The 18,473-nt window shown below is 59.5% G+C and carries 15 protein-coding genes; 7 read left to right on the forward strand and 8 right to left on the reverse strand.

Annotated elements, in window-relative coordinates; genetic code table 11:
- The first annotated feature begins 58 nt into the window (after positions 1-58).
- From ACVVH8_RS11355 to ACVVH8_RS11380, 6 genes are all read left to right on the forward strand, one after another.
- Positions 59-523, forward strand: coding sequence for a (2Fe-2S)-binding protein (locus ACVVH8_RS11355; RefSeq protein WP_475230138.1), 465 nt, complete (start codon positions 59-61; stop codon positions 521-523).
- Positions 523-2,736, forward strand: coding sequence for a xanthine dehydrogenase family protein molybdopterin-binding subunit (locus ACVVH8_RS11360; RefSeq protein ID WP_475230140.1), 2,214 nt, complete (start codon positions 523-525; stop codon positions 2,734-2,736). Before ACVVH8_RS11355 ends, ACVVH8_RS11360 begins: the two co-directional genes overlap by 1 nt.
- 6 nt (positions 2,737-2,742) lie before the next feature.
- The gene (locus ACVVH8_RS11365) at positions 2,743-3,627 is read left to right on the forward strand and encodes a LysR substrate-binding domain-containing protein (protein WP_103303318.1); all 885 of its coding nucleotides are present in this window, start codon (positions 2,743-2,745) and stop codon (positions 3,625-3,627) included.
- A 234-nt stretch (positions 3,628-3,861) separates the two neighbouring features.
- Positions 3,862-5,358 (forward strand): PAS domain S-box protein, encoded by a 1,497-nt coding sequence (locus ACVVH8_RS11370; RefSeq protein WP_475230142.1) that lies wholly within the window; start codon positions 3,862-3,864, stop codon positions 5,356-5,358.
- 136 nt (positions 5,359-5,494) lie between these two features.
- Positions 5,495-5,752: a DUF1652 domain-containing protein gene (locus ACVVH8_RS11375; protein ID WP_103303320.1), complete on the forward strand. Its 258-nt coding sequence runs from the start codon at positions 5,495-5,497 to the stop codon at positions 5,750-5,752.
- Between the two features lie 1,149 nt (positions 5,753-6,901).
- Entirely contained in the window at positions 6,902-7,498 is a 597-nt protein-coding gene (locus tag ACVVH8_RS11380; protein WP_475230145.1) for a trimeric intracellular cation channel family protein, read from the forward strand.
- A 3-nt stretch (positions 7,499-7,501) separates the two neighbouring features.
- Here ACVVH8_RS11380 and ACVVH8_RS11385 read toward each other — a convergent pair whose 3' ends face one another.
- The 3 genes from ACVVH8_RS11385 to ACVVH8_RS11395 form a co-directional block, all read right to left on the reverse strand.
- Positions 7,502-8,608 carry a Gfo/Idh/MocA family protein gene (locus tag ACVVH8_RS11385; RefSeq protein WP_475230147.1) on the reverse strand — a complete coding sequence of 369 codons (1,107 nt, stop codon included), beginning with the start codon at positions 8,606-8,608 and terminating at the stop codon, positions 7,502-7,504.
- A 132-nt stretch (positions 8,609-8,740) separates the two neighbouring features.
- Positions 8,741-9,508 carry an SDR family oxidoreductase gene (locus ACVVH8_RS11390; protein ID WP_041480848.1) on the reverse strand — a complete coding sequence of 256 codons (768 nt, stop codon included), beginning with the start codon at positions 9,506-9,508 and terminating at the stop codon, positions 8,741-8,743.
- A 22-nt stretch (positions 9,509-9,530) separates the two neighbouring features.
- On the reverse strand, positions 9,531-10,598 hold the full coding sequence (locus ACVVH8_RS11395; protein ID WP_475230150.1) for a phosphotransferase family protein: 1,068 nt from the start codon (positions 10,596-10,598) through the stop codon (positions 9,531-9,533).
- A 190-nt stretch (positions 10,599-10,788) separates the two neighbouring features.
- Between ACVVH8_RS11395 and ACVVH8_RS11400 the strand changes: the two genes are divergently transcribed.
- Positions 10,789-11,184 carry a DUF4280 domain-containing protein gene (locus ACVVH8_RS11400; protein WP_103303324.1) on the forward strand — a complete coding sequence of 132 codons (396 nt, stop codon included), beginning with the start codon at positions 10,789-10,791 and terminating at the stop codon, positions 11,182-11,184.
- A 143-nt stretch (positions 11,185-11,327) separates the two neighbouring features.
- Here ACVVH8_RS11400 and ACVVH8_RS11405 read toward each other — a convergent pair whose 3' ends face one another.
- The 5 genes from ACVVH8_RS11405 to tssH all read right to left on the reverse strand — a co-directional run bounded on the left by ACVVH8_RS11405 (position 11,328) and on the right by tssH (position 18,473).
- Positions 11,328-11,870, reverse strand: coding sequence for a toxin-antitoxin system YwqK family antitoxin (locus tag ACVVH8_RS11405; RefSeq protein ID WP_475230153.1), 543 nt, complete (start codon positions 11,868-11,870; stop codon positions 11,328-11,330).
- 12 nt (positions 11,871-11,882) lie between these two features.
- On the reverse strand, positions 11,883-13,892 hold the full coding sequence (locus ACVVH8_RS11410; protein ID WP_475230156.1) for a type VI secretion system Vgr family protein: 2,010 nt from the start codon (positions 13,890-13,892) through the stop codon (positions 11,883-11,885).
- Between the two features lie 16 nt (positions 13,893-13,908).
- Entirely contained in the window at positions 13,909-14,937 is a 1,029-nt protein-coding gene (locus ACVVH8_RS11415) for an endonuclease/exonuclease/phosphatase family protein (protein WP_103303327.1), read from the reverse strand.
- An 84-nt stretch (positions 14,938-15,021) separates the two neighbouring features.
- Positions 15,022-15,885: a hypothetical protein gene (locus ACVVH8_RS11420; RefSeq protein ID WP_103303328.1), complete on the reverse strand. Its 864-nt coding sequence runs from the start codon at positions 15,883-15,885 to the stop codon at positions 15,022-15,024.
- A 47-nt stretch (positions 15,886-15,932) separates the two neighbouring features.
- Positions 15,933-18,473 carry a type VI secretion system ATPase TssH gene (gene tssH / locus ACVVH8_RS11425; protein WP_475230159.1) on the reverse strand — a complete coding sequence of 847 codons (2,541 nt, stop codon included), beginning with the start codon at positions 18,471-18,473 and terminating at the stop codon, positions 15,933-15,935.

An 18,473-nucleotide genomic window follows, 5' to 3' on the forward strand; every position in this document is an offset into this window, starting at 1 on the left:
TCCCACTATTCGGTCACCAGGCCCGCACAAAGACGGGCCGCTCTTTTGGAGCCTGACAATGATTGCATTCACGGTTAACGGCGAACGACGCGAGCTGGATGAGGCGTCCCCCTCCATGCCCTTGTTGTGGGTCCTGCGTGATCAACTGAAACTTACCGGCACCAAATTCGGCTGCGGCATGGGCCTGTGCGGTGCCTGCACCGTGCATCTGGACGGTGTCGCGGTGCGTTCCTGCCAATTGCCGCTGGCCGCCGTCGCGGGCCACAGCATTACCACCATCGAAGGCCTTTCGCCGACAGAAACTCATCCGCTGCAACTGGCCTGGGTCGCCGAAGATGTGCCGCAATGCGGTTACTGTCAATCCGGTCAGATCATGTCCGCTGCTGCGTTGCTCAACACTGGGGCGGCGGTGACTGACGATTCGATCCGCAACGCGATGTCCGGCAATATCTGCCGTTGCGGCACTTACGGGCGGATCAACAAGGCGATCAAACGCGCGGCGAATACGCCGAAGGAGGCGTGATGCGCCTTCTAGACGACACTTTGATCGAACCGTCACGCCGAGTGTTTCTCAAACAGGCGGCGACGGTGGCTTCGGGGCTGGCGATTGCCCTGTATTTACCGTCCGGCGCAGCCGCCACTGACCCGAAGGCTCCCGCGCCGGCCAGCGAATTCGAACCCAACGCCTGGGTGCGGATCTTCCCCGACGGCACGGTGAAACTGGTGGTGCACAAGCACGATTCCGGCACGGGCACGCAAACGGCGCTGGCCGCGTGTGTCGCTGAGGAGCTGGACGTCAACCCGATGACCGTGCAGGTGATTACCCCGGAAGATCCGTTCTTCGACACCTACATTCACCCGATCTGGAAAGTCTTCTCCACCGGCGGCAGCACCAGTGTCTCGCTGGAATACGACCGTTTGCGCCTGTCCGGGGCCACGGCGCGGGCGCTGATGATCACGGCGGCTGCCCAGCAGTGGAAAGTCAGCCCTGACAGCTGCACCACCGAAGAAGGCCGAGTCGTCCATCCATCGAGCAGACGCAGCCTCGGCTACGGCGAACTGGTCGGCGTGGCGGCGCATTTGCCGGCGCCGGAGCAGGTCACGTTGAAGGATCCGGCGCACTTCAAGTACATCGGCAAGCTGCGTCACAAGCGCGATGCAGCAGCCAAGGTCTGTGGGCGTTTCAAGTACAGCATTGACGTGCAATTGCCGGGGATGCTGGTGGCGGTGATTCAGCGTGCGCCGGTGGTTGGTGCGAAGGTGATCAGCGTGGATTCGGCGGCAGCGTTGCAGGTGCCGGGTGTGCGCAAGGTGATCGCGATACCGGGGCGGCCGGATGTGCTTGGCGGCAATCTGGACGGCGTCGCGGTGCTGGCGGACACGTTCTGGGCCGCGCAACAGGGGCGCAACGTGCTGGCGATTCAGTGGAGCGATTCAGCGCTGGCCGGGTTCGACAGCGAACAGTTGGCCAGCGCTCAAGCCAAAGCCATCGGCGATCTGAAAATACAAACCGTCAAAGCCATGACCCACGGCGATGTCTCCGGGCAATGGCCGAGTGCTGCAAAGCTGATCGAAGCCGATTACACCATGCCCTACAAGGTGCAGAACCCGCTGGAGCCGATCTGTATCACCGCGCAGGTCAAGGATCAGGCGATCACCTACTGGGGCGGCGTGCAGGTGCCGTCGTCAGCACTGGAAGCGGCGCAAACCGTGTGCGGCATCGACAAGGCCGGGGTCACCATCAACGAGTTGGTGTCCGGCGGCAGTTTCGGTGCGCGAGAGGCCAAGTACTGGTTGTTCGAAGTCGCGTATCTGGCGCAACAGACCGGTGTGCCGGTGAAACTGCTCAACAGCCGCGAAGACGAAATGCATGCGTTATTCAATCACCCGGCCACCCTGCATCGGGTCAAAGGCGCGCTGGATGCACAGGGCAAACTTACCGCGCTGCAATTGCATGCCGTGTCGCCGGCTTCGCCGGAGCAGTGGGAGCCGGGTTATTTCGAACGCCCGGATCGCATGGATTACAGCACCACCGAAGCGATCACCGCGTGGGACTTTGCCTATCGCCCGCCACACCTGGACCTGAACTGGGTCAAGCACGAAAGCAACGTGCCCAGTGGCTGGTATCGCTCGGTGAGCTTTATTCCCAACGTGTTTGCTGTGGAAAGTTTCATGGATGAACTGGCCCATGCGGCGGGCACCGATCCGTTGGCTTTTCGCCTGGCCAACATGCAGGAACGGCCACGGCATGTGGCGGTGCTCAAACAGGCTGCCGAGCGGGCCGGATGGGGCCAGCCGTTGCCGCCGGGCACGGCGCTGGGGATCGCCACGAATCAGGGTTACACCAGTTTTATCGCGGTGGTGGCGCGGGTCGCGACCGTCGATGGCAAGGTTAAAGTCGAAAAGCTCACCTGCGTGGTCGATTGCGGGTTGGCGGTATCACCGGGCGGGGTCGAAGAGCAGATCTATGGCGGCCTGATGTGGGGCTTCGGCCACGCGTTGTTCGATCGGCTCGACATCAAGCAGGGGCGGGTGGTGCAGAGCAACTTTCACGACTATCGCGTCACGCGCATGTCCGATATGCCGCCCACCGACATCGTCGTATTGGACGGTGCGCCGAGCAAACCCGGCGGTGTCGGCGAACTGGGCAGCCCTTCGGTGGCGCCGGCCATTGCCAACGCGTTGTTTGCGCTGACCGGCGTGCGGCAGCGCTCGACCCCGCTGAATCTGGGGTAAGCCGCCATGGACCTGCGCTTGTTGCGTTACTTCATGGCGCTGGCCGATGAGCTGCACTTCGGCCGCGCCGCCGAACGCCTGCACATCTGCCAGCCGCCGTTGAGTCAGCAGATCCGTTTGCTCGAAGAGGAACTTGGCACGCCGCTGTTCGAACGCAGTCATCATCGGGTCGAGCTGACAGCGGCGGGGCAGATGCTCAAGGAGCAAGCACCGCTGGTGTTTGAGCAGCTTGAACGGGCGCTGGACCTGACCCGGCAAACCGGGCGCGGGCAGCTCGGTGAGCTGGAAATCGGCATGATCAGTTCGGTGATGGTCGGCGTGCTGCCCAAGGCTCTGCACCTGTTTCGTCAGCGCTATCCGCAAGTTAATTGGCGCCTGCACGAGATGACCCCGGCGGCGCAGGTCAAGGCGTTGAAGGAAAAACGCATTGATGCCTGCGTGTTCCGCGTCGGCTATGACGATCCGCAGTTGCGCAATGAATTGCTGATCTACGAGCCGATCCATGTGGTGATGCCGGCGGATCATCCGTTGGCCTGTCGCGCGGTGCTGGCCCCGGCGGATCTGGCGCAGGAGCCGTTCGTGGCGCTGGAGTTGAAGCAGTCGCGGTTTGCCAATTTTCTATATCAGTGCTGCATTCAGGCCGGGTTCACTCCGCAGATCCGCCAGCAGGTGATCGAGGTGCAGACCTTGCTCAGTCTGGTGCGCGCCGGGTTTGGCGTGGCGCTGTTGCCGGCCTCCATCGAGCAATTGGCGCCGGCGGGGCTGGTGTTCAAGTCGCTGACCCCGGCGCTGCCGGAAGTGCCGCTGTATGCCACTTATCGCGCGGACGATGCTTCCCCAGTCCTCAAACTCTTCCTCGACACGTTGCGTGAGCTGAAGCGGGCGGAGTGACAGTCATACTTCTTTTGGAGGTGCCGGCCTCATCGCGGGCAAGCCCGCTCCCACAGGTTCCGTGGTGTTCTGAAGATTGGTGTCACACCAAAATCCCTGTGGGAGCGGGCTTGCCCGCGATGAGGCCGATAAAGTCAGCATCCATGCTCCTGGCGCACCATTTCAGTCACTTCGCACGATCAGCGGCAGCTGCGGTCGTAACCTTCACATGGGCGTATCACTTGTGGAGATCCAATGAGCCAGGAAGTCCTGACCCGCGAAACCAATCGTCGCCAGTTGCAGCAAATCATTGCCGGGCTGTCCGACGGAGTGATCCTGCTCGAGCTGGATCAAAGCATTCTCTGGGCCAACGAAGCCGCGCTGGCCATGCACGGTGTCAGCCGGATCGGCGAGCTGGGCGCGAACGCCGAGGAGTATGCCAAGCGTTTCAGCCTGCGCTATCGCAACAACCACATGGTGCCCGCCGAGAATTACCCGATCAGTCGCGTGGCGCGCTGTGAAGTTTTCAGCGACGTGCTGATCGAGCTGTTCGCTGCGGATGACCCGGAGCGTGTCTGGGTGCACAGCGTGCGCAGCATGGTGCTGACTGACCGTGAAGGCCAGCCGGAGTCGCTGGTGCTGATCATGAGCGACGTCACCGACTGGGCCAACGCCGAGCAGCGTTTCGAGAAAACCTTCAACGCCAACCCGGCGCCGGCGGTGATCTGCCGGCTCAGCGATTTGCGTTATATCAAGGTCAATCCGGGGTTCCTCGAAATGACCGGCTATACCCGCGACCAGGTCATCGGCACCTCGGCCTATGAAATCGACATCCTCGAACAGGCTGAGCACAAGGATCTGGCCATTCAACGCCTGAAAGATGTCGCGACCATTCCGCAGATGCAGGCCGAGCTGCGCTTGTCCGATGGCAGTACCAAGCAGGTGATCGTCGCCGGGCAGCCGCTGCTGCTCAACGATGAGCAGTGCATGCTGTTTTCCTTCGTCGACATGGAACTGCGGCGCAGGGCTGAAGTGGCACTGCGCCAGAGCGAAGAGCGCTTCGCCAAGGCCTTCCGTCTGACGCCGGTACCGATCCTGATTTGCAGCGCTGACGAGCAGCAGGTGATTGATGTCAATCAGGCATTCCTCGATACCCTGGCCTATGCCAGCGATGACGTGGTCGGCAAAACCGTGACGCAACTGGACTTTATCGACGACGAGGGCGCCCGCACCCGGTTGCTGACGGCCCTGGCGAAGAACGGACGGATCGACCGGGTCGATGTGCGGCTGCGCAAGAAAGATACGGATGTGCTGGAGTGCGCGGTGTCCGCCGACACGGTCAATATTCAGGACATGTCTTGTTATCTGCTGGTGTTGATGGACATCACCGAGCGCAAGCGTACCGAGCTTGAGCTGGTGGCGGCGATTGAGGAGGTGATGAAGGACGCCTCGTGGTTCAGTCGTACGCTGATCGAAAAACTGGCCAATGTGAAGAAGGTCAATTCGCCGCAACTGCCGAGTGTGTCGTTCACTGATCTGACGGCGCGTGAACGCGATGTACTTGGGCTGATCTGCGAAGGGCTGGCGGACAAGGAGATTGCGGCGCGGTTGAAACTGGCGCCGAATACCGTGCGTAATCATGTGGCGACGGTGTATTCGAAGCTGGATGTGCACAGCCGCAGCGAGGCGATTGTCTGGGCGCGGGAGCGTGGGTTGTTTTCTGGTGAGTGGCGGGCCAAGGGTCAGCGTTAGGGTGCAAATGCACTAGTTCAGCCGGTGCAAATTCGGGTGTTGGCGGACGGGGACTGTTCTTAGTCTGTTGGGGTGCGATACGAGCCTTTTATGGCTTGGGATCGTGTCCCTTCGAGTAGTTAAAGGAACGGCCTCAATGATGAATCTTGCGCAGTTGCGCGCCCGGCTTGAGCACAGTTTTTCGCCGCTGGCTTGCGAGTGTTCGGTAGATGGGGATCATTCGCTGACGGTGAAGCTGTATCACGCGGTGTCCGGGCAGGTGGATCTGGTGATCAGTGGGTTGAAGCTGGATGCATTGCGTACGCCGGAGTCGGTGGACGCGTTGATTGATGAGTTGCGGTATGAGTTGCAGAGTAATTCTTTGCGTTCGTTCAGTGATATTGACTTGGCTTAGGTCCTTTGTGGGAGCTGGCTTGCCAGCGATAACGGCGGGGTGGGCGTCGATGGTTTGGCTGATGAGTGCATATCCGATGCTGCGGTAACGGCTGCTTAGGGTTCCGCCCTTACGGCGGGTCACTTTTTCCAGACGCCGAAAAAGTAACCAAAAAGGCTTTACCCTGACGTACGGCCCTCGCTGTGGCTCGGGTTCCTTCGCTCCGGGGTTCATCCGGGGCATCGCCTCCGGTTTGCTTCGCTGCACCTCCTCTCGATGTCCTCCCCGGATGAACCCCTCCGCTCAGCCTGCCGACGGGCGCTTTAGATCAAGAGCGGTACTCGAGCTAACGCTCATTGTGTTGAGTGGGGCGGCATGCGCCGCGTTTTGGGTGTATTCATTTCGTTGTGGGAGCTGGCTTGCCAGCGATGGCGGCCTTTAGGCCGACCTGGGTTCTGGCGGGTGAGTCTGGTTTCAAACTGTGGGAGAGGGCTTGCTCCCGAAGGCGGCCTGACAGCCGACCTGTTTCTGCCGGTTGTACTCAACCCTTGTGGGAGCTGGCTTGCCAGCGATGGCGGCCTTTAGGCCGACCTGGTTCTGGCGGGTGAATCTTGTTTCAAACTGTGGGAGGGGGCTTGCTCCCGAAGGCGGCCTGAGAGCCGACCTGTTTTTGTCGGTTGTACTCCACCCTTGTGGGAGCTGGCTTGCCAGCGATGGCGGTCGGTATGGCGAAGTTGGTCATGAGTCATTTTTCCTTCAAATCCGGCGCAAAATCGACAGCCCTGGCGCTTCGGGGTGGCCGGTTTACTGGCGCTTGCGGGGCTGTCGGCTATAAAGAATGAGTGGTCAGGTCTTCCGTGGTCGGTTCGGTCGCGGGAGTTTGTCTCTCATTTTCGCGGGTCATCCTATGAACAATCTTGGGAAACGCGTGTGTTCGCCATTGTCGTTGGCTTTTTCCGTGGCGCTGTTGGCCGGTTGTGCCAGTCCTCCGCCTCCGCCCCCTGTAACGCCGCCTCCACCGCCGGAACGTACTTGTCAGGTCATCGAAAACACTGAGGTGTCGGGTGACATGTACGTCGACGAACAAGTCACTCGTCACACCACGACCACCCGTTGCGTCACTCAATAACGCCGGCGGGGCGCAGGTCTCGGGTTGAGCGGATTGTGCTGGTGGCCGATCTGCTCGGCACGGCGGTGTTTGCTGTGGAAGGGGCCATTGCGGCGATGCGCAGTCAGCTCGACTTGCTTGGGGTGATGGTGATTGCGTTTATCGTCGCGCTCGGTGGTGGGGTGACGCGTGATTTGCTGATTGGCGCCACGCCGCCGAACGCGGTGGCCGATTGGCGTTATCCGGCGCTGGCGTTTTTCATGGGTGGACTGGCATTTGTGTTCCATGAACAGGTGCTGGGCTGGTCCGGGTCCACGCTGATCGTGCTCGATGCGGCGGGGCTGGCGCTGTTTGCCGTGGCGGGGGCGCAGAAGGCGTTGAATTTCGGCATTACGCCGTTTGTAGCCATGCTGATGGGTACGATTACCGGCGTCGGCGGTGGGGTGCTTCGCGACATTGTGTTGGCGCGGATACCGGTGGTGTTGCAGGCGGATTTGTATGCCAGTTCGGCGTTTACCGGTGCGGCGGTGTTGATCATCTCGCGGCGCTGCGGTGTGCCGCCGGTCGCAGCGGCGTTGCTGGCAGGCGCAGCGTGTTTGCTGCTGCGCCTGTTGTCCGTGCATTTCGGCTGGCAGTTGCCGAAGGTCATTGACGCCTGAGTGTCAGACTTCCTCGATGCGCACCCAGCGCTGCTCGCGCGCGGCGAGGCGAATCGCCGTGGCCAGACGCTCGACGGCCCAGGCCTGTTCGAAATCCGTGCCGCCCTGATGGGTGCCGGCCAACGCCATCAACACGTCATGCACCTCTAGCGTCTTCAGTTCGTTGTAGCCCAATTGATGGCCCGGGGCAGGGCTGAACGCGGCGTAGCCCGGAAGGTCGGGGCCGGCGAGCAGGCGCTGGAAGCCGTCCTGTCCGGCGCGGAACAGGCGCAGTTCGTTCAAACGCTCCTGATCGAAAGTCAGGGTGCCGCGCGTGCCGCTGATTTCAAAGCTCAGGTGATTTTTGTAGCCGTGTTTGAGCCAACTGCTGCTGAACGTACCTCGGGCGCCGTTGGCGAAACGCAGCAGGGCGTGGACTTGATCGTCGACGCTAATAGATTTTTGCGTGGTGCCGGCCGGTCGTTGGGTGTGGACGGTGTGAGTGTCGGCGCAAACCGCTGTGACTTCGCCCACCAGATAACGCGCCATCGACAGCAAGTGACTGCCCAGATCCGCCAAAGCACCGCCGGCATGCGCCGGGTCGCAGCGCCATGACCACGGCGAGTCGGGATCGGCCATGAAATCTTCGCTGAACTCACCCTGAAAGCTGATGATCTCGCCGAGTTCGCCGTCGCGAATCAAGTCATGCGCCATCGTGATCATCGGGTTGTGCTGATAGTTGTAGCCGACCCGCGTCACCACTCCGGCGTCTCTGGCTGCCTGACGCATGGCGCTGGCTTGTTCGAGGTTCACTGCCAGGGGTTTTTCGCAGTACACCGCTTTGCCGGCAGCCAGGGCGGCCATGGCCATCGGGTAGTGCAGGTGATTGGGGGTAGTGATGGCGACCAGATTGACCTTGGGGTCATCGATCAATTGTTGCCAGTCGCTGTGATGGGCGGCAAAGCCCCAGGCATCGGCACAGTGGCGGGCGCGCTGCGGATCGGCGTCGGCGAGGGCGGCGAGGGTGAGTTTGAACGGCAGTTCGAACACTGCACTGACATTGCGAAACGCCAAGGCATGGGCACGGCCCATGAAACCTGTGCCGATGAGACCGATACCGAGTTCGCGCATAGCCGTATTCCTTGGATTTTTCTTTTCAGGAAGGCTATTTATGGAATAAAAATTCTCTATATGCAAATTCTAGAATAAATATTCAACCCATGCAGGCGCTGCCGAGGCTGCTCCTACATGGGTTGGATGCGATCAGGACAGGAAGCCGCCGTCCACATTCAGCGCAACGCCAGTGGTGTAGCTCGACGCGTCACTGGCCAGATACAACACCGCCCCGGCCATTTCGCTCGGATCGGCCACGCGCTTGAGCGGGATCTGCGTCAGCGCCTGCTTGAGAATTGCATCGTTTTTCACCAGCGCCGAAGCGAATTTGGTGTCGGTCAGGCCCGGCAGCAGGGCGTTGCAGCGGATGCCGAACTGCGCGCATTCCTTGGCGAAGACTTTGGTCATGTTGATCACCGCAGCCTTGGTCACCGAGTAGATGCCCTGGAAGATCCCCGGCGAAATACCGTTGATCGACGCGACGTTGATGATGCTGCCACCGCCGTTCTCGCGCATCAGCTTGCCGGCTTCCACGGACATGAAGAAGTAGCCGCGAATGTTCACATCGACAGTCTTCTGGAACGCGCCGAGGTCAGTGTCGAGCACATTGCAGAACTGCGGGTTGGTCGCGGCGTTGTTGACCAGAATGTCGAGGCGGCCGAACTGTTCCTTGATCCCGGCGAACACCTGGCTGATCTGTTCCATTTCGCCGATGTGGCAGGCTACGGCGGTGGCCTTGCCGCCAGCGGCGATGATTGCATCGGCGACGTGCTGGCAGCCTTCGAGTTTGCGGCTCGAAACAATCACATGGGCACCTTGCTGGGCCAGCAGTTTGGCGATGGCTTCACCGATGCCACGGCTGGCGCCGGAGACGAAAGCGATCTTGCCGTCGAGGTCGAACAACTGAGTCTTGGACATGGGGGTTCCTTGGTGTGGGCCGTCAGAGGCTCGATTTTGCAATGACCTGCAAGCTCATCTGCTCCAGCAGTTTGTTCATGTGAATGAACTGCGCGAAGCGTTTGTCCTGGGTCTGGCCGTGATAGAAGCGGTAGTAGATCTGCTGCACGATGCCGGCCAGACGGAACAGGCCGTAGGTGTAGTAGAAGTCGAAATTGTCGATCTGGATGCCGGAGCGCTCGGCGTAGTAATCGACGAACTCGCGGCGGGTCAGCATGCCCGGCGCGTGGCTCGGCTGGCGGCGCATCAGTTGCACGGGCGCCGGGTCGCCGGCCTCGATCCAGTAGGCGAGGGTGTTGCCCAGGTCCATCAGCGGATCGCCGAGGGTGGTCAGTTCCCAGTCGAGCACGCCGATGATCTGCATCGGGTTGTTCGGGTCGAGAATGACGTTGTCGAAGCGGTAGTCGTTGTGGACGATGCTGGAGGTCGGGTGGTCGGCCGGCATCTTGTCGTTGAGCCACGCTTTGACCTGCTCCCAGTGCGGCGCATCCGGGGTCAGGGCTTTTTCGTAGCGCTCGCTCCAGCCTTTGATCTGGCGGGCGACGTAGCCTTCAGGCTTGCCCAGATCACCGAGGCCACAGGCCTTGTAGTCGACCCGGTGCAGTTCGACGAAACGGTCGATGAAGCTTTTGCACAGCGCTTCGGTTTTTGCCGAATCCAGGCCCAATTCCGGCGGCAGTTCCGAGCGCAGGATGATGCCGTTGACCCGCTCCATCACATAGAACTCGGCGCCGATCACCGATTCGTCGGTGCAATGCACGTAGGCTTTCGGGCAATACGGAAAGCCATCGCGCAGTTGATTGAGAATGCGGAATTCGCGGCCCATGTCGTGGGCGGATTTGGCTTTGTGGCCGAACGGCGGGCGGCGCAGGACGAATTCCTGCTCCGGGTATTCCAGCAGGTAAGTCAGGTTCGACGCACCGCCGGGAAACTGGCTGATCACAGGTAAGCCGCTCAGGCCCGGAATGTGCGCTTTGAGGTACGGATCGATCAGGCTGGCATCGAGTTCTTCGCCAGAGCGGATACGGGTGGACTGGTCAGTAAGCGCCATGCTTATCCCTTCTGCTTATTTTGGAGGCCAGACATCATTGGCTAATCTAATGGCGCGCTCGGGCGGTCACAAGCGCGGGTCGGTCTTATAGGTTAGCGTGTTGCACGATAATCACCTTTGGGAATGTGCGCGGCGGGCCGTGGGCGACTAAGGTTTAGCGGGTATGCCGTGTCCACGCAGGAGTCGTGAAATGGGCTGTCCGCAAGTCTGTGCCACCGCCACATTGCAATGCAGCTTCGGCGCCGCCCCGGCGATGCTCAACGTGCTGCCGGTCAACCGCACGCTGACCGGCGGGATGCCGGCGGCGAACATCATGGATCACATTCCGCTGGTCAATATCCTGCCGTTCGGCGTGTGCATGAGCATGGCCAACCCGATGGTCGCCGCAGCCACTGCGGCAGCGCTGGGCGTGTTGACGCCGATGCCGTGCATTCCGGCGACGGCCACGCCATGGATTCCCGGCGGCGCGCCGACGCTGCTGCTTGGCGGGATGCCGGCGATCGACGCCAACAGCACGTTGATGTGTAACTGGGCGGGGGTGATCAAGATTGTGGTGCCGGGGCAGATGCAGATGCTCATTCCCTGAAATCTTTGCTGAATGTACGGGCCTCATCGCGGGCAAGCCCGCTCCCACAATGGTCGATGGTGTTCACAATATTGCATTCACAACACAAACCCTGTGGGAGCGGGCTTGCCCGCGATGAGGCCAGTCGATACAAAACAAAAACTTCAAGCCTGCTGCGGATCCGCCCACCGGCGGAACCACCAACGCACCCGCGAAATCGGTTTGCCATCCGCGCCCAACGGCCGCCCATCCTCGGCAAAACCTTGCTCTGGCTCCAGCAACTGGCCATTCACATAGCGCGCCTCCACCGCCGTTTTCCCGTTCGGATGAAAGCGCTGATAGCGACCCTCACGCACGCCATCGCGATAAAACTCCGCCTCCGCCACTTGCCCATCCGCGAAGTAATTGAACGCCTCGCCATGCAATAACCCGCGTCGATAGGTGGCCTTGCGCTGCAAGCAACCCTCGGTCGAATAAAAACTCGCCACGCCTTGCACCTTGTCGCGCACGAACGGCATCTGCGCCGAGACTTTGCCGTTGGGGTGATAGAGCAGCGACATGCCCTGCAACTCCCCGTGGCTGTAATTCAGATCGGCCTGTTTGCGCCCGTCATCCTTGATCTGCAAGGCACCGTCGAGCTGACCATCCTGCAAACGACCCTTCATCTGTTTGTCATCTTGCTGCAAATCCAGCGGTGTGATTGCCATGCCTGCTCCTTGTCAGTTGACCTGCACCAGGCCGCCCTTGATGGTCAGCATGCCGCCGCCGTCCACGGTCTGCGAGGCCGCGCCCTTGTTGGTCAGGCTGATACCGGCGTCGTTGGTCAGCGTGGTGCCAGCCTTGTTGTCCAGTGAAGTCCCGGCCTGATTGGTCAAGGCAGTTCCGGCCTTGTGGGTGATCGAAGTGCTGGCCGAGGTCGCCAGATCGGCGCCGCTCTTGATCGTGAAACTGCCGCCGCTTTGCAGGGTGAGGGTGCCGCTGACTTTGATCGTCAGGTTGCCGTCCACCGTCAGGCTGTAATCGCCGGTGACCTTGTCGGTGTAATTGCCGCCGGTGCTGTGGTTCTGATCGGCGCCAACCTTCACCGTGCGGCTGTCCTTGACATCGAGGCTGTCGCTGCCGGTCTGGATGGTGACGCTGCGTTTGCCTTTCTCCAGGGTCACGGTCTCGTCGCCATCCTTGACCGTGCGAGTGCGGGCATTTTGTACGGTGAGGGTTTCGTCATGGCTGACCGTGGCGGTCGTGTCGTTGAGCACGTTGATCTTCAGGTCTTTCTGCGCCTGCAAGAACACCTCTTCAGCGTCCTTCTTGTCCTCGAAACGCAACTCGTTGAAACCGCCGCCACCCTTTGAAGACTGGGTCTTGATCCCCGACTGCGTCTGATTGGCCGGCAGCGCATAGGGCAGGGCGTTGTCACCGTTATAGACGCAACCGGTCACCAGCGGCCGATCCGGATCACCGTCGATAAACGTCACGATGACTTCCTGACCGATACGCGGAATGAACTGCATGCCGAACCCCTTGCCACTCCACGGCAGTACCACGCGCACCCAGCAGGAACTGGTTTCATCGTTCTTGCCGTCGCGATCCCACGGGAACTGCAACTTGATCCGGCCGTATTCGTCGGTCCAGATTTCCTCACCGGACTTGCCCACCACAATCGCGGTTTGCGGGTGCATGCGCGGTTTGGGGGTGGTGCGTGGCGGGCGGAACGGAGTGGCTTTGGGGATTGCTTCGAAGCGGTTGCGATAGCTTTCGTGGCTGGCGTCATGGGTCACCCGCGTCACCACCCAATCGATGTTCAGGCTCGCATCGTCATGGCCGGCGAGGGTGAACCAATGCCCGGGAATCAACCAGCGACAGTCACTCTCGCCGACAAAGCGTTTTTCCTCACTGCGCAAACCGTCGACGCGTCGCTTGGTCAACGTATCGCCGCGTGCCTTGGCGTTGTAACCGCCGGGATGCTCATAGATCGAACGCGGCCCGGCCACCGCTTCGGCCTGGCCATACAGCGATGTGGTCGGCGTAGTGAATTCGTAATCCGTCGCCCGATATACCCCGGCGACTGCCTGCAAACAGACTTGTCCGGAGCGGATTCCGTGCAGTTCACGTTCGCCCAATCCTTGCCCCAGATAACTGACTTTCGGCCCGTTGGGGATCGGCACGAAAGCGTCGTTGCTGTCGCCGAGCACTAGCGTGTGTTTGCCGTCCTCGTGGGTGAAGAACCAAAAGATTCCTTCCTCTTCCAGCAGTCGCGAGACGAAGGCGAAATCGCTTTCGCCATACTGCACACAGTATTCACGCGGGGTGTAGCTGCCGGTCAGCGAGAGTTTGAAATCGGTGAAGCCGTGGGCCTTGAAGATCGTCGTGACGATGTCCGAGGTGGCGAGGTTCTGGAATACGCGGTTGTTGCTGGCGAGGGTCAGCCACCAGAGCCAGGGTCTAAGCACAAGCTGATAGCGTTCGGCAGTTGAGTCGGCCGGGAGCTGGCGGATCTCGGCGACCAGCGCGTCGAACGGGCGCAACTGCGCGTCGTTGTGCAGGGTAGTGGTGACGTGAGTGGCGATGGCGCTGCTCAGGGTGAGAGTTGCACCGTCGTTGAGATTGTTAAGAATTTGCGTGCCCAGCATGTTCAGTGCTTCATCGCCGGACAGTGACTCAGGGAATAACGCTGACAGCGAAGTCGCGGTGAGGGAGAGACTGGTGTTGCTGTCGGTGGAACGTGGCATGGGGTGGTCTCAATGGCTAAAACATTGAACTGCCGTCAACGGGGGCGGGGCCGAGCGACGGTGATACCGAGGCACCAGTCGATACCGGAGCCAGTAATGGAGGGGAACCCGAGGATGTCGAGGGAGAAGACGGCACAACACCATAGGTAAAAAATACCGGGAAATGATCACTTCTTACGGACATGCCCAGGCAGATTTTCTGGATGACGGTTGTGCGGTGCCTGACTGACTCTCCCGATACAACGGTGTTAGCACTGCCTTCGCAAACGGCGCTCCATTTCTCCAGTTCATGTACATAGGCATAGTCCAACAAGCTTAACTGTGCTGTTGGATGCCGAGGTTTTGCATCGATGGCATGGTTCCATTTGTATTCTTCTTCAAAATATTTTTTTGGCGTGAGATTAAGGAAGTGGCCAAACTCCTGCATGTCTCTTAATTCTCTGCTGGAGGAACTCACGTCATCACTCAGGATGCTGACATGTGTATACCCCGCACCTGTTGGCGTGAGTTTCTGCATTTTCATTATTGCGTCAGGCTTGCCATCAGTGGGTACGTTCAAATCGCCACCAAAAAAAACCAGTTTGACCCTCATGCCCTGAATGTAATTTATTGCGTTGACGATATTTCCCAGTGCCACGCAGGACGCATTTGCATGATAGAAGCCATAACATAAATCGGTAGTTTTATGGTGAATAAGTAATGCTCCACGTTGCTCTTTGTCATCCAGTGGAACATGTTCTGAAATGTCGGTAAATTCACTGGCAATCGCGTTCTTTACAAAAACGATTGAACCCAATGTCGTGATTTTGTTTTTTGCGCTCTCGGGCTGAAGGATGCTTACTGGACTGTAATGTGCAGTCAGGTCCCTCACTAATTGGGTGTTGGCTGCGCCCGATTTACCTGTTTCGAACAAGGCGAAGATATCGGGCTTTCTTTGCTCAAGGTAATAAACCAGAAAGGCAAGTTTTTCTCTGTAAGCCTCGGATAGCGTCGAATTCTGTTCGTCGAAGTGTTGCGCGTTCCAAGTCATTATCGTGAGCGGCATTTTGATTTCTCACTTCGTTTTGTCAACTCGACGCACAGGTTGTGTATGCCGGCCTGCTGCGATTCTGAATTCCAATTGGCTCATTTATGGTGTCTCATTTGTAATGGGCAGTGGGTTGGCCACTTCCTGCAGGTTGGCAGCGGCGTTATCGATCAAACTGATAAACTTGGAGTTTTCAGGGTCTGGAAAGTAATAGCGGTGTAAATTGGGCACCGGCTGAGGGGTTGTTATCAACCGTGCCAGAAAACCAAAGCTAGAAGTAGGTCTGGATGAGAAGCCGAACAAATAAGAAGAACAGAAAGCGAAGAACTGGGAGTTGTTTATTTTCAAGAAAAGAATAGTAGCAGCCACAACTGACGGCATCGAGATGTGCACCTCTGCGACGACGACCTCTTCAAATGCGTTTCTTTGGTGGCTGTTACCTTTTTCGCAGTATGAGTTAAAATCGATGCTGGCAATTCTGGTTGTGCCCGGTAAGGGGGCAACGAGGCATTTACCGTTATTGTCATGCGTAAACAGCAAGCCATTATTAGCCTTGTCTACGCGCGCGACACAACCGCAAAAACCTCCTGATATTACGACTGTACCTATCGGCGCATCATAGGGGACCAGGCAGGAACCCGTTCCAAGGGTGCCATTGGTGGACTCGCCATTTGCATAATGAAAAACATACCAAGGACGGGTGCTGACAGCTCCTTTCGCCTTAATCATTATTCCATTACCTTCGGGGACGCTGATTTCTATTCCTCTAGGGACACTGACTTGCCCGTTGAGGCAAGTAGTTGCGTTGGGTGAAACATCGTCGGTGTCTTGGGTCAGTAAAATGGCTTTGCTTTTCAACAGGCTGTGAATGTTGGGGATGTTGAAATTTGTCGACAGCAAGGCATTCAGATGATTGAGCGCATTTGCCAGTTCTGTTTCTTTAGTGTCGGTGTGCGTATTTAACATAGTTCATCCTTGATTTTATTTGCACAGAACTGGAGGTGTCGTTTCTGTTACTCCAGCACCCACTCCGCCAACTTCCCCGTCACCTGCGTCATCAACACATTCTCGACATCCCGAGCACCCGCCGCGCTGCACTTGGCGAGCACTGCTTTAACGATTCCTGAATCAAACTCGAACTGTTTGCCGGTTGCAGCCTTGTATCGGCCGCGCAGTTTTTCCAACTTGGCGAGCACAATCCCTTCCAGCGTCGCTTCATCCAGCGGTCGATACGCGACCACGGTCATGCGCGCCAGAAACGCTGGGCGGAAGGCTTGCAGGAGGACTTTGTGCAGGGCCTCGTTGAAGGCTTCCGAGCCGAGTTGCGCCACGGGCGTATCCAGTAAAAGCTCCGCGCCGACGTTACTGGTGGCGAGCATCACGGTGTTCTTGAAATCCACCACCAATCCGGTGCCGTCCTCCATCAAGCCTTTATCGAAGACGTTGTAGAACGCCTCCAGCACATCCGGATGCGCCTTCTCGATTTCGTCCAGTAGCACCACCGAGTAGGGCTTGCGTCGTACCGCTTCGGTGAGCACGCCACCGCTGCCGTAACCGATATAACCGGGCGGGGCGCCTTTGAGTTGGCTGACGGTGTGCGCCTCCTGGTACTCGGAGAGGTTGATGCTGATCAGGTTGCGTTCGCCGCCATACAGGGCGTCGGCCAGCGCATACGCGGTTTCGGTTTTGCCGACGCCAGTGGGGCCGACCAGGAGAAATACACCGACTGGCTTCTGCGGATCGGTCAGTCCGGCGCGGTAGGCCTGCAAGCGCTGAGCGATGGTGTTGAGCGCGGTGCTCTGGCCCATCACCCGTTGGCCCATGCGCGCACCGAGGGTGCGCACGGCGTGGGCTTCGTCGGCGAGCATCTTGCCGACGGGGATGCCGGTCCAGCCTGCGATGACAGCGGCGACGGTTTTGCTGTCGACCTGTTCCGGCACCAGCGGATCGTCCTGGCGAATCGCATCCAGTCCAGCCTCAAGGCGTAGTAGTTCGGCGGCGAGATGATCGATGCGACTGTCGGTGGCTTCATCGGGTTTATCGCTGTCGGCGCGCTCGCTCAACGCCAGTAACTCGCGACGGGTTTCGAGCAGCTCGCGCACGGCGACACGCTCTTCACCCCAACGGGTTTCCAATTCGCGAATCGCGTGCACGTTGCTGGTCGATTCGCTTTCCAGCAGGGTAATTCGCTCACGGTGATCAAGCCCAGTGGCCTGTTCACGGCGCAGGCGTTCGACTTCATCCTTGAGGCTGTTCTGCCGGTGGCGCAGGCTTTCCAGCGGAGGCGGTACGTCGTGCTGGCCGAGGGCGACCCGGGCGCACGCGGTGTCGAGGACGCTGATGGCTTTGTCCGGCAACTGGCGGCCGGAAATGTAGCGGTGCGAAAGTTTCACCGCTTCATGGATCGCCGCGTCGAGCACTTGCACGCCGTGGTGCTGTTCGAGTTTGGCAGCCACCCCGCGCAGCATTTCCACCGCGGTGATTTCATCCGGTTCTTCGACCTGGACCAGTTGAAAACGACGGGCGAGGGCCGGATCTTTCTCGAAGTATTTTTTGTATTCCATCCAGGTGGTCGCGGCGAGGGTGCGCAGTTCGCCCCGGGCCAGCGCCGGTTTGAGTAGATTGGCTGCATCGCTGCCACCCTCGGCGCCACCCGCACCGATCAGGGTGTGGGCTTCGTCGATGAACAGGATGATCGGTTTGTCGGCGCTGCGTACTGCGTCGATTACGCCTTTCAAACGCTGTTCGAACTCGCCTTTGACCCCGGCACCGGCCTGCAGCAAGCCGAGGTCAAGCACGCGCAAGCTGACTTCCTGCAACGACGGCGGCACGTCGCCGGCGGCGATGCGCAGGGCCAGACCTTCGACCACTGCGGTTTTGCCCACGCCAGGGGCGCCAACCAGAATCGGGTTGTTCTGGCGGCGGCGAAGCAGGATATCGATGCACTGACGGATTTCGCCATCGCGGCCAACGATCGGATCAATGCGCCCGGCATGGGCGTCGGCAGTCAGATCCTGGGTGTATTGGTCGAGAACCGAATCCTGTCGCGGTGCCGGACCTTTAGACGTGGCGGTTCGCGCACCGACGTGTTCGCGAGAGTTTTCCGTCCACTCCAGCAGATTCGCGCGCAGGGTCTCTTTGGGAATTCGCAGCAACGACGAAGCGCTGTTGAGCAACAGACTGCGGCGCTCGTCACGGTCGATCAACGCCAGCAACAACAGCCCGGAACGGATACTGTCGAGCCCCAGCACACTCGCCTGCACCACCGCATCTTCGAGCAAGCCCAACGTGTGCGACGACAGTGCCGGCGTGCGCGTACTGCCTGCCTTGAACAGATCCAGAGCCTTGTTGATCTCCACCGTCAGCGCATCGCGTTCCAGGCCGAAACGCGGCAGCAAAAAGGCAAAATCGCCACCCTCGATGTCGAGCAGTTCCAGCAACAAGTGTTCGATCTCGACAAAGTGATGCCCGCGTTGCAGACAGCGTTGCGCGGCGCGTTCGAGGGCGCGGCGGTTGTCTGGATTGAGGCGTCCGATCAGGCTGGCCAGTTCCAT

The organism is Pseudomonas trutticola BRTCR10 (genome assembly GCF_056155105.1).

Excerpts from the sequence above, each read along its gene's own strand:
- ACVVH8_RS11400 (WP_103303324.1), top strand. The coding sequence starts at position 10,789 with ATGGGCTGTCCGCAAGTCTGTGCCACCGCCACATTGCAATGCAGCTTC.
- ACVVH8_RS11415 (WP_103303327.1), bottom strand. The coding sequence starts at position 14,937 with ATGCCGCTCACGATAATGACTTGGAACGCGCAACACTTCGACGAACAG.
- ACVVH8_RS11370 (WP_475230142.1), top strand. The coding sequence starts at position 3,862 with ATGAGCCAGGAAGTCCTGACCCGCGAAACCAATCGTCGCCAGTTGCAG.
- tssH (WP_475230159.1), bottom strand. The coding sequence starts at position 18,473 with ATGGAACTGGCCAGCCTGATCGGACGCCTCAATCCAGACAACCGCCGC.
- ACVVH8_RS11375 (WP_103303320.1), top strand. The coding sequence starts at position 5,495 with ATGATGAATCTTGCGCAGTTGCGCGCCCGGCTTGAGCACAGTTTTTCG.
- ACVVH8_RS11420 (WP_103303328.1), bottom strand. The coding sequence starts at position 15,885 with ATGTTAAATACGCACACCGACACTAAAGAAACAGAACTGGCAAATGCG.
- ACVVH8_RS11355 (WP_475230138.1), top strand. The coding sequence starts at position 59 with ATGATTGCATTCACGGTTAACGGCGAACGACGCGAGCTGGATGAGGCG.
- ACVVH8_RS11410 (WP_475230156.1), bottom strand. The coding sequence starts at position 13,892 with ATGCCACGTTCCACCGACAGCAACACCAGTCTCTCCCTCACCGCGACT.
- ACVVH8_RS11385 (WP_475230147.1), bottom strand. The coding sequence starts at position 8,608 with ATGCGCGAACTCGGTATCGGTCTCATCGGCACAGGTTTCATGGGCCGT.
- ACVVH8_RS11405 (WP_475230153.1), bottom strand. The coding sequence starts at position 11,870 with ATGGCAATCACACCGCTGGATTTGCAGCAAGATGACAAACAGATGAAG.
- ACVVH8_RS11390 (WP_041480848.1), bottom strand. The coding sequence starts at position 9,508 with ATGTCCAAGACTCAGTTGTTCGACCTCGACGGCAAGATCGCTTTCGTC.
- ACVVH8_RS11365 (WP_103303318.1), top strand. The coding sequence starts at position 2,743 with ATGGACCTGCGCTTGTTGCGTTACTTCATGGCGCTGGCCGATGAGCTG.
- ACVVH8_RS11395 (WP_475230150.1), bottom strand. The coding sequence starts at position 10,598 with ATGGCGCTTACTGACCAGTCCACCCGTATCCGCTCTGGCGAAGAACTC.
- ACVVH8_RS11360 (WP_475230140.1), top strand. The coding sequence starts at position 523 with ATGCGCCTTCTAGACGACACTTTGATCGAACCGTCACGCCGAGTGTTT.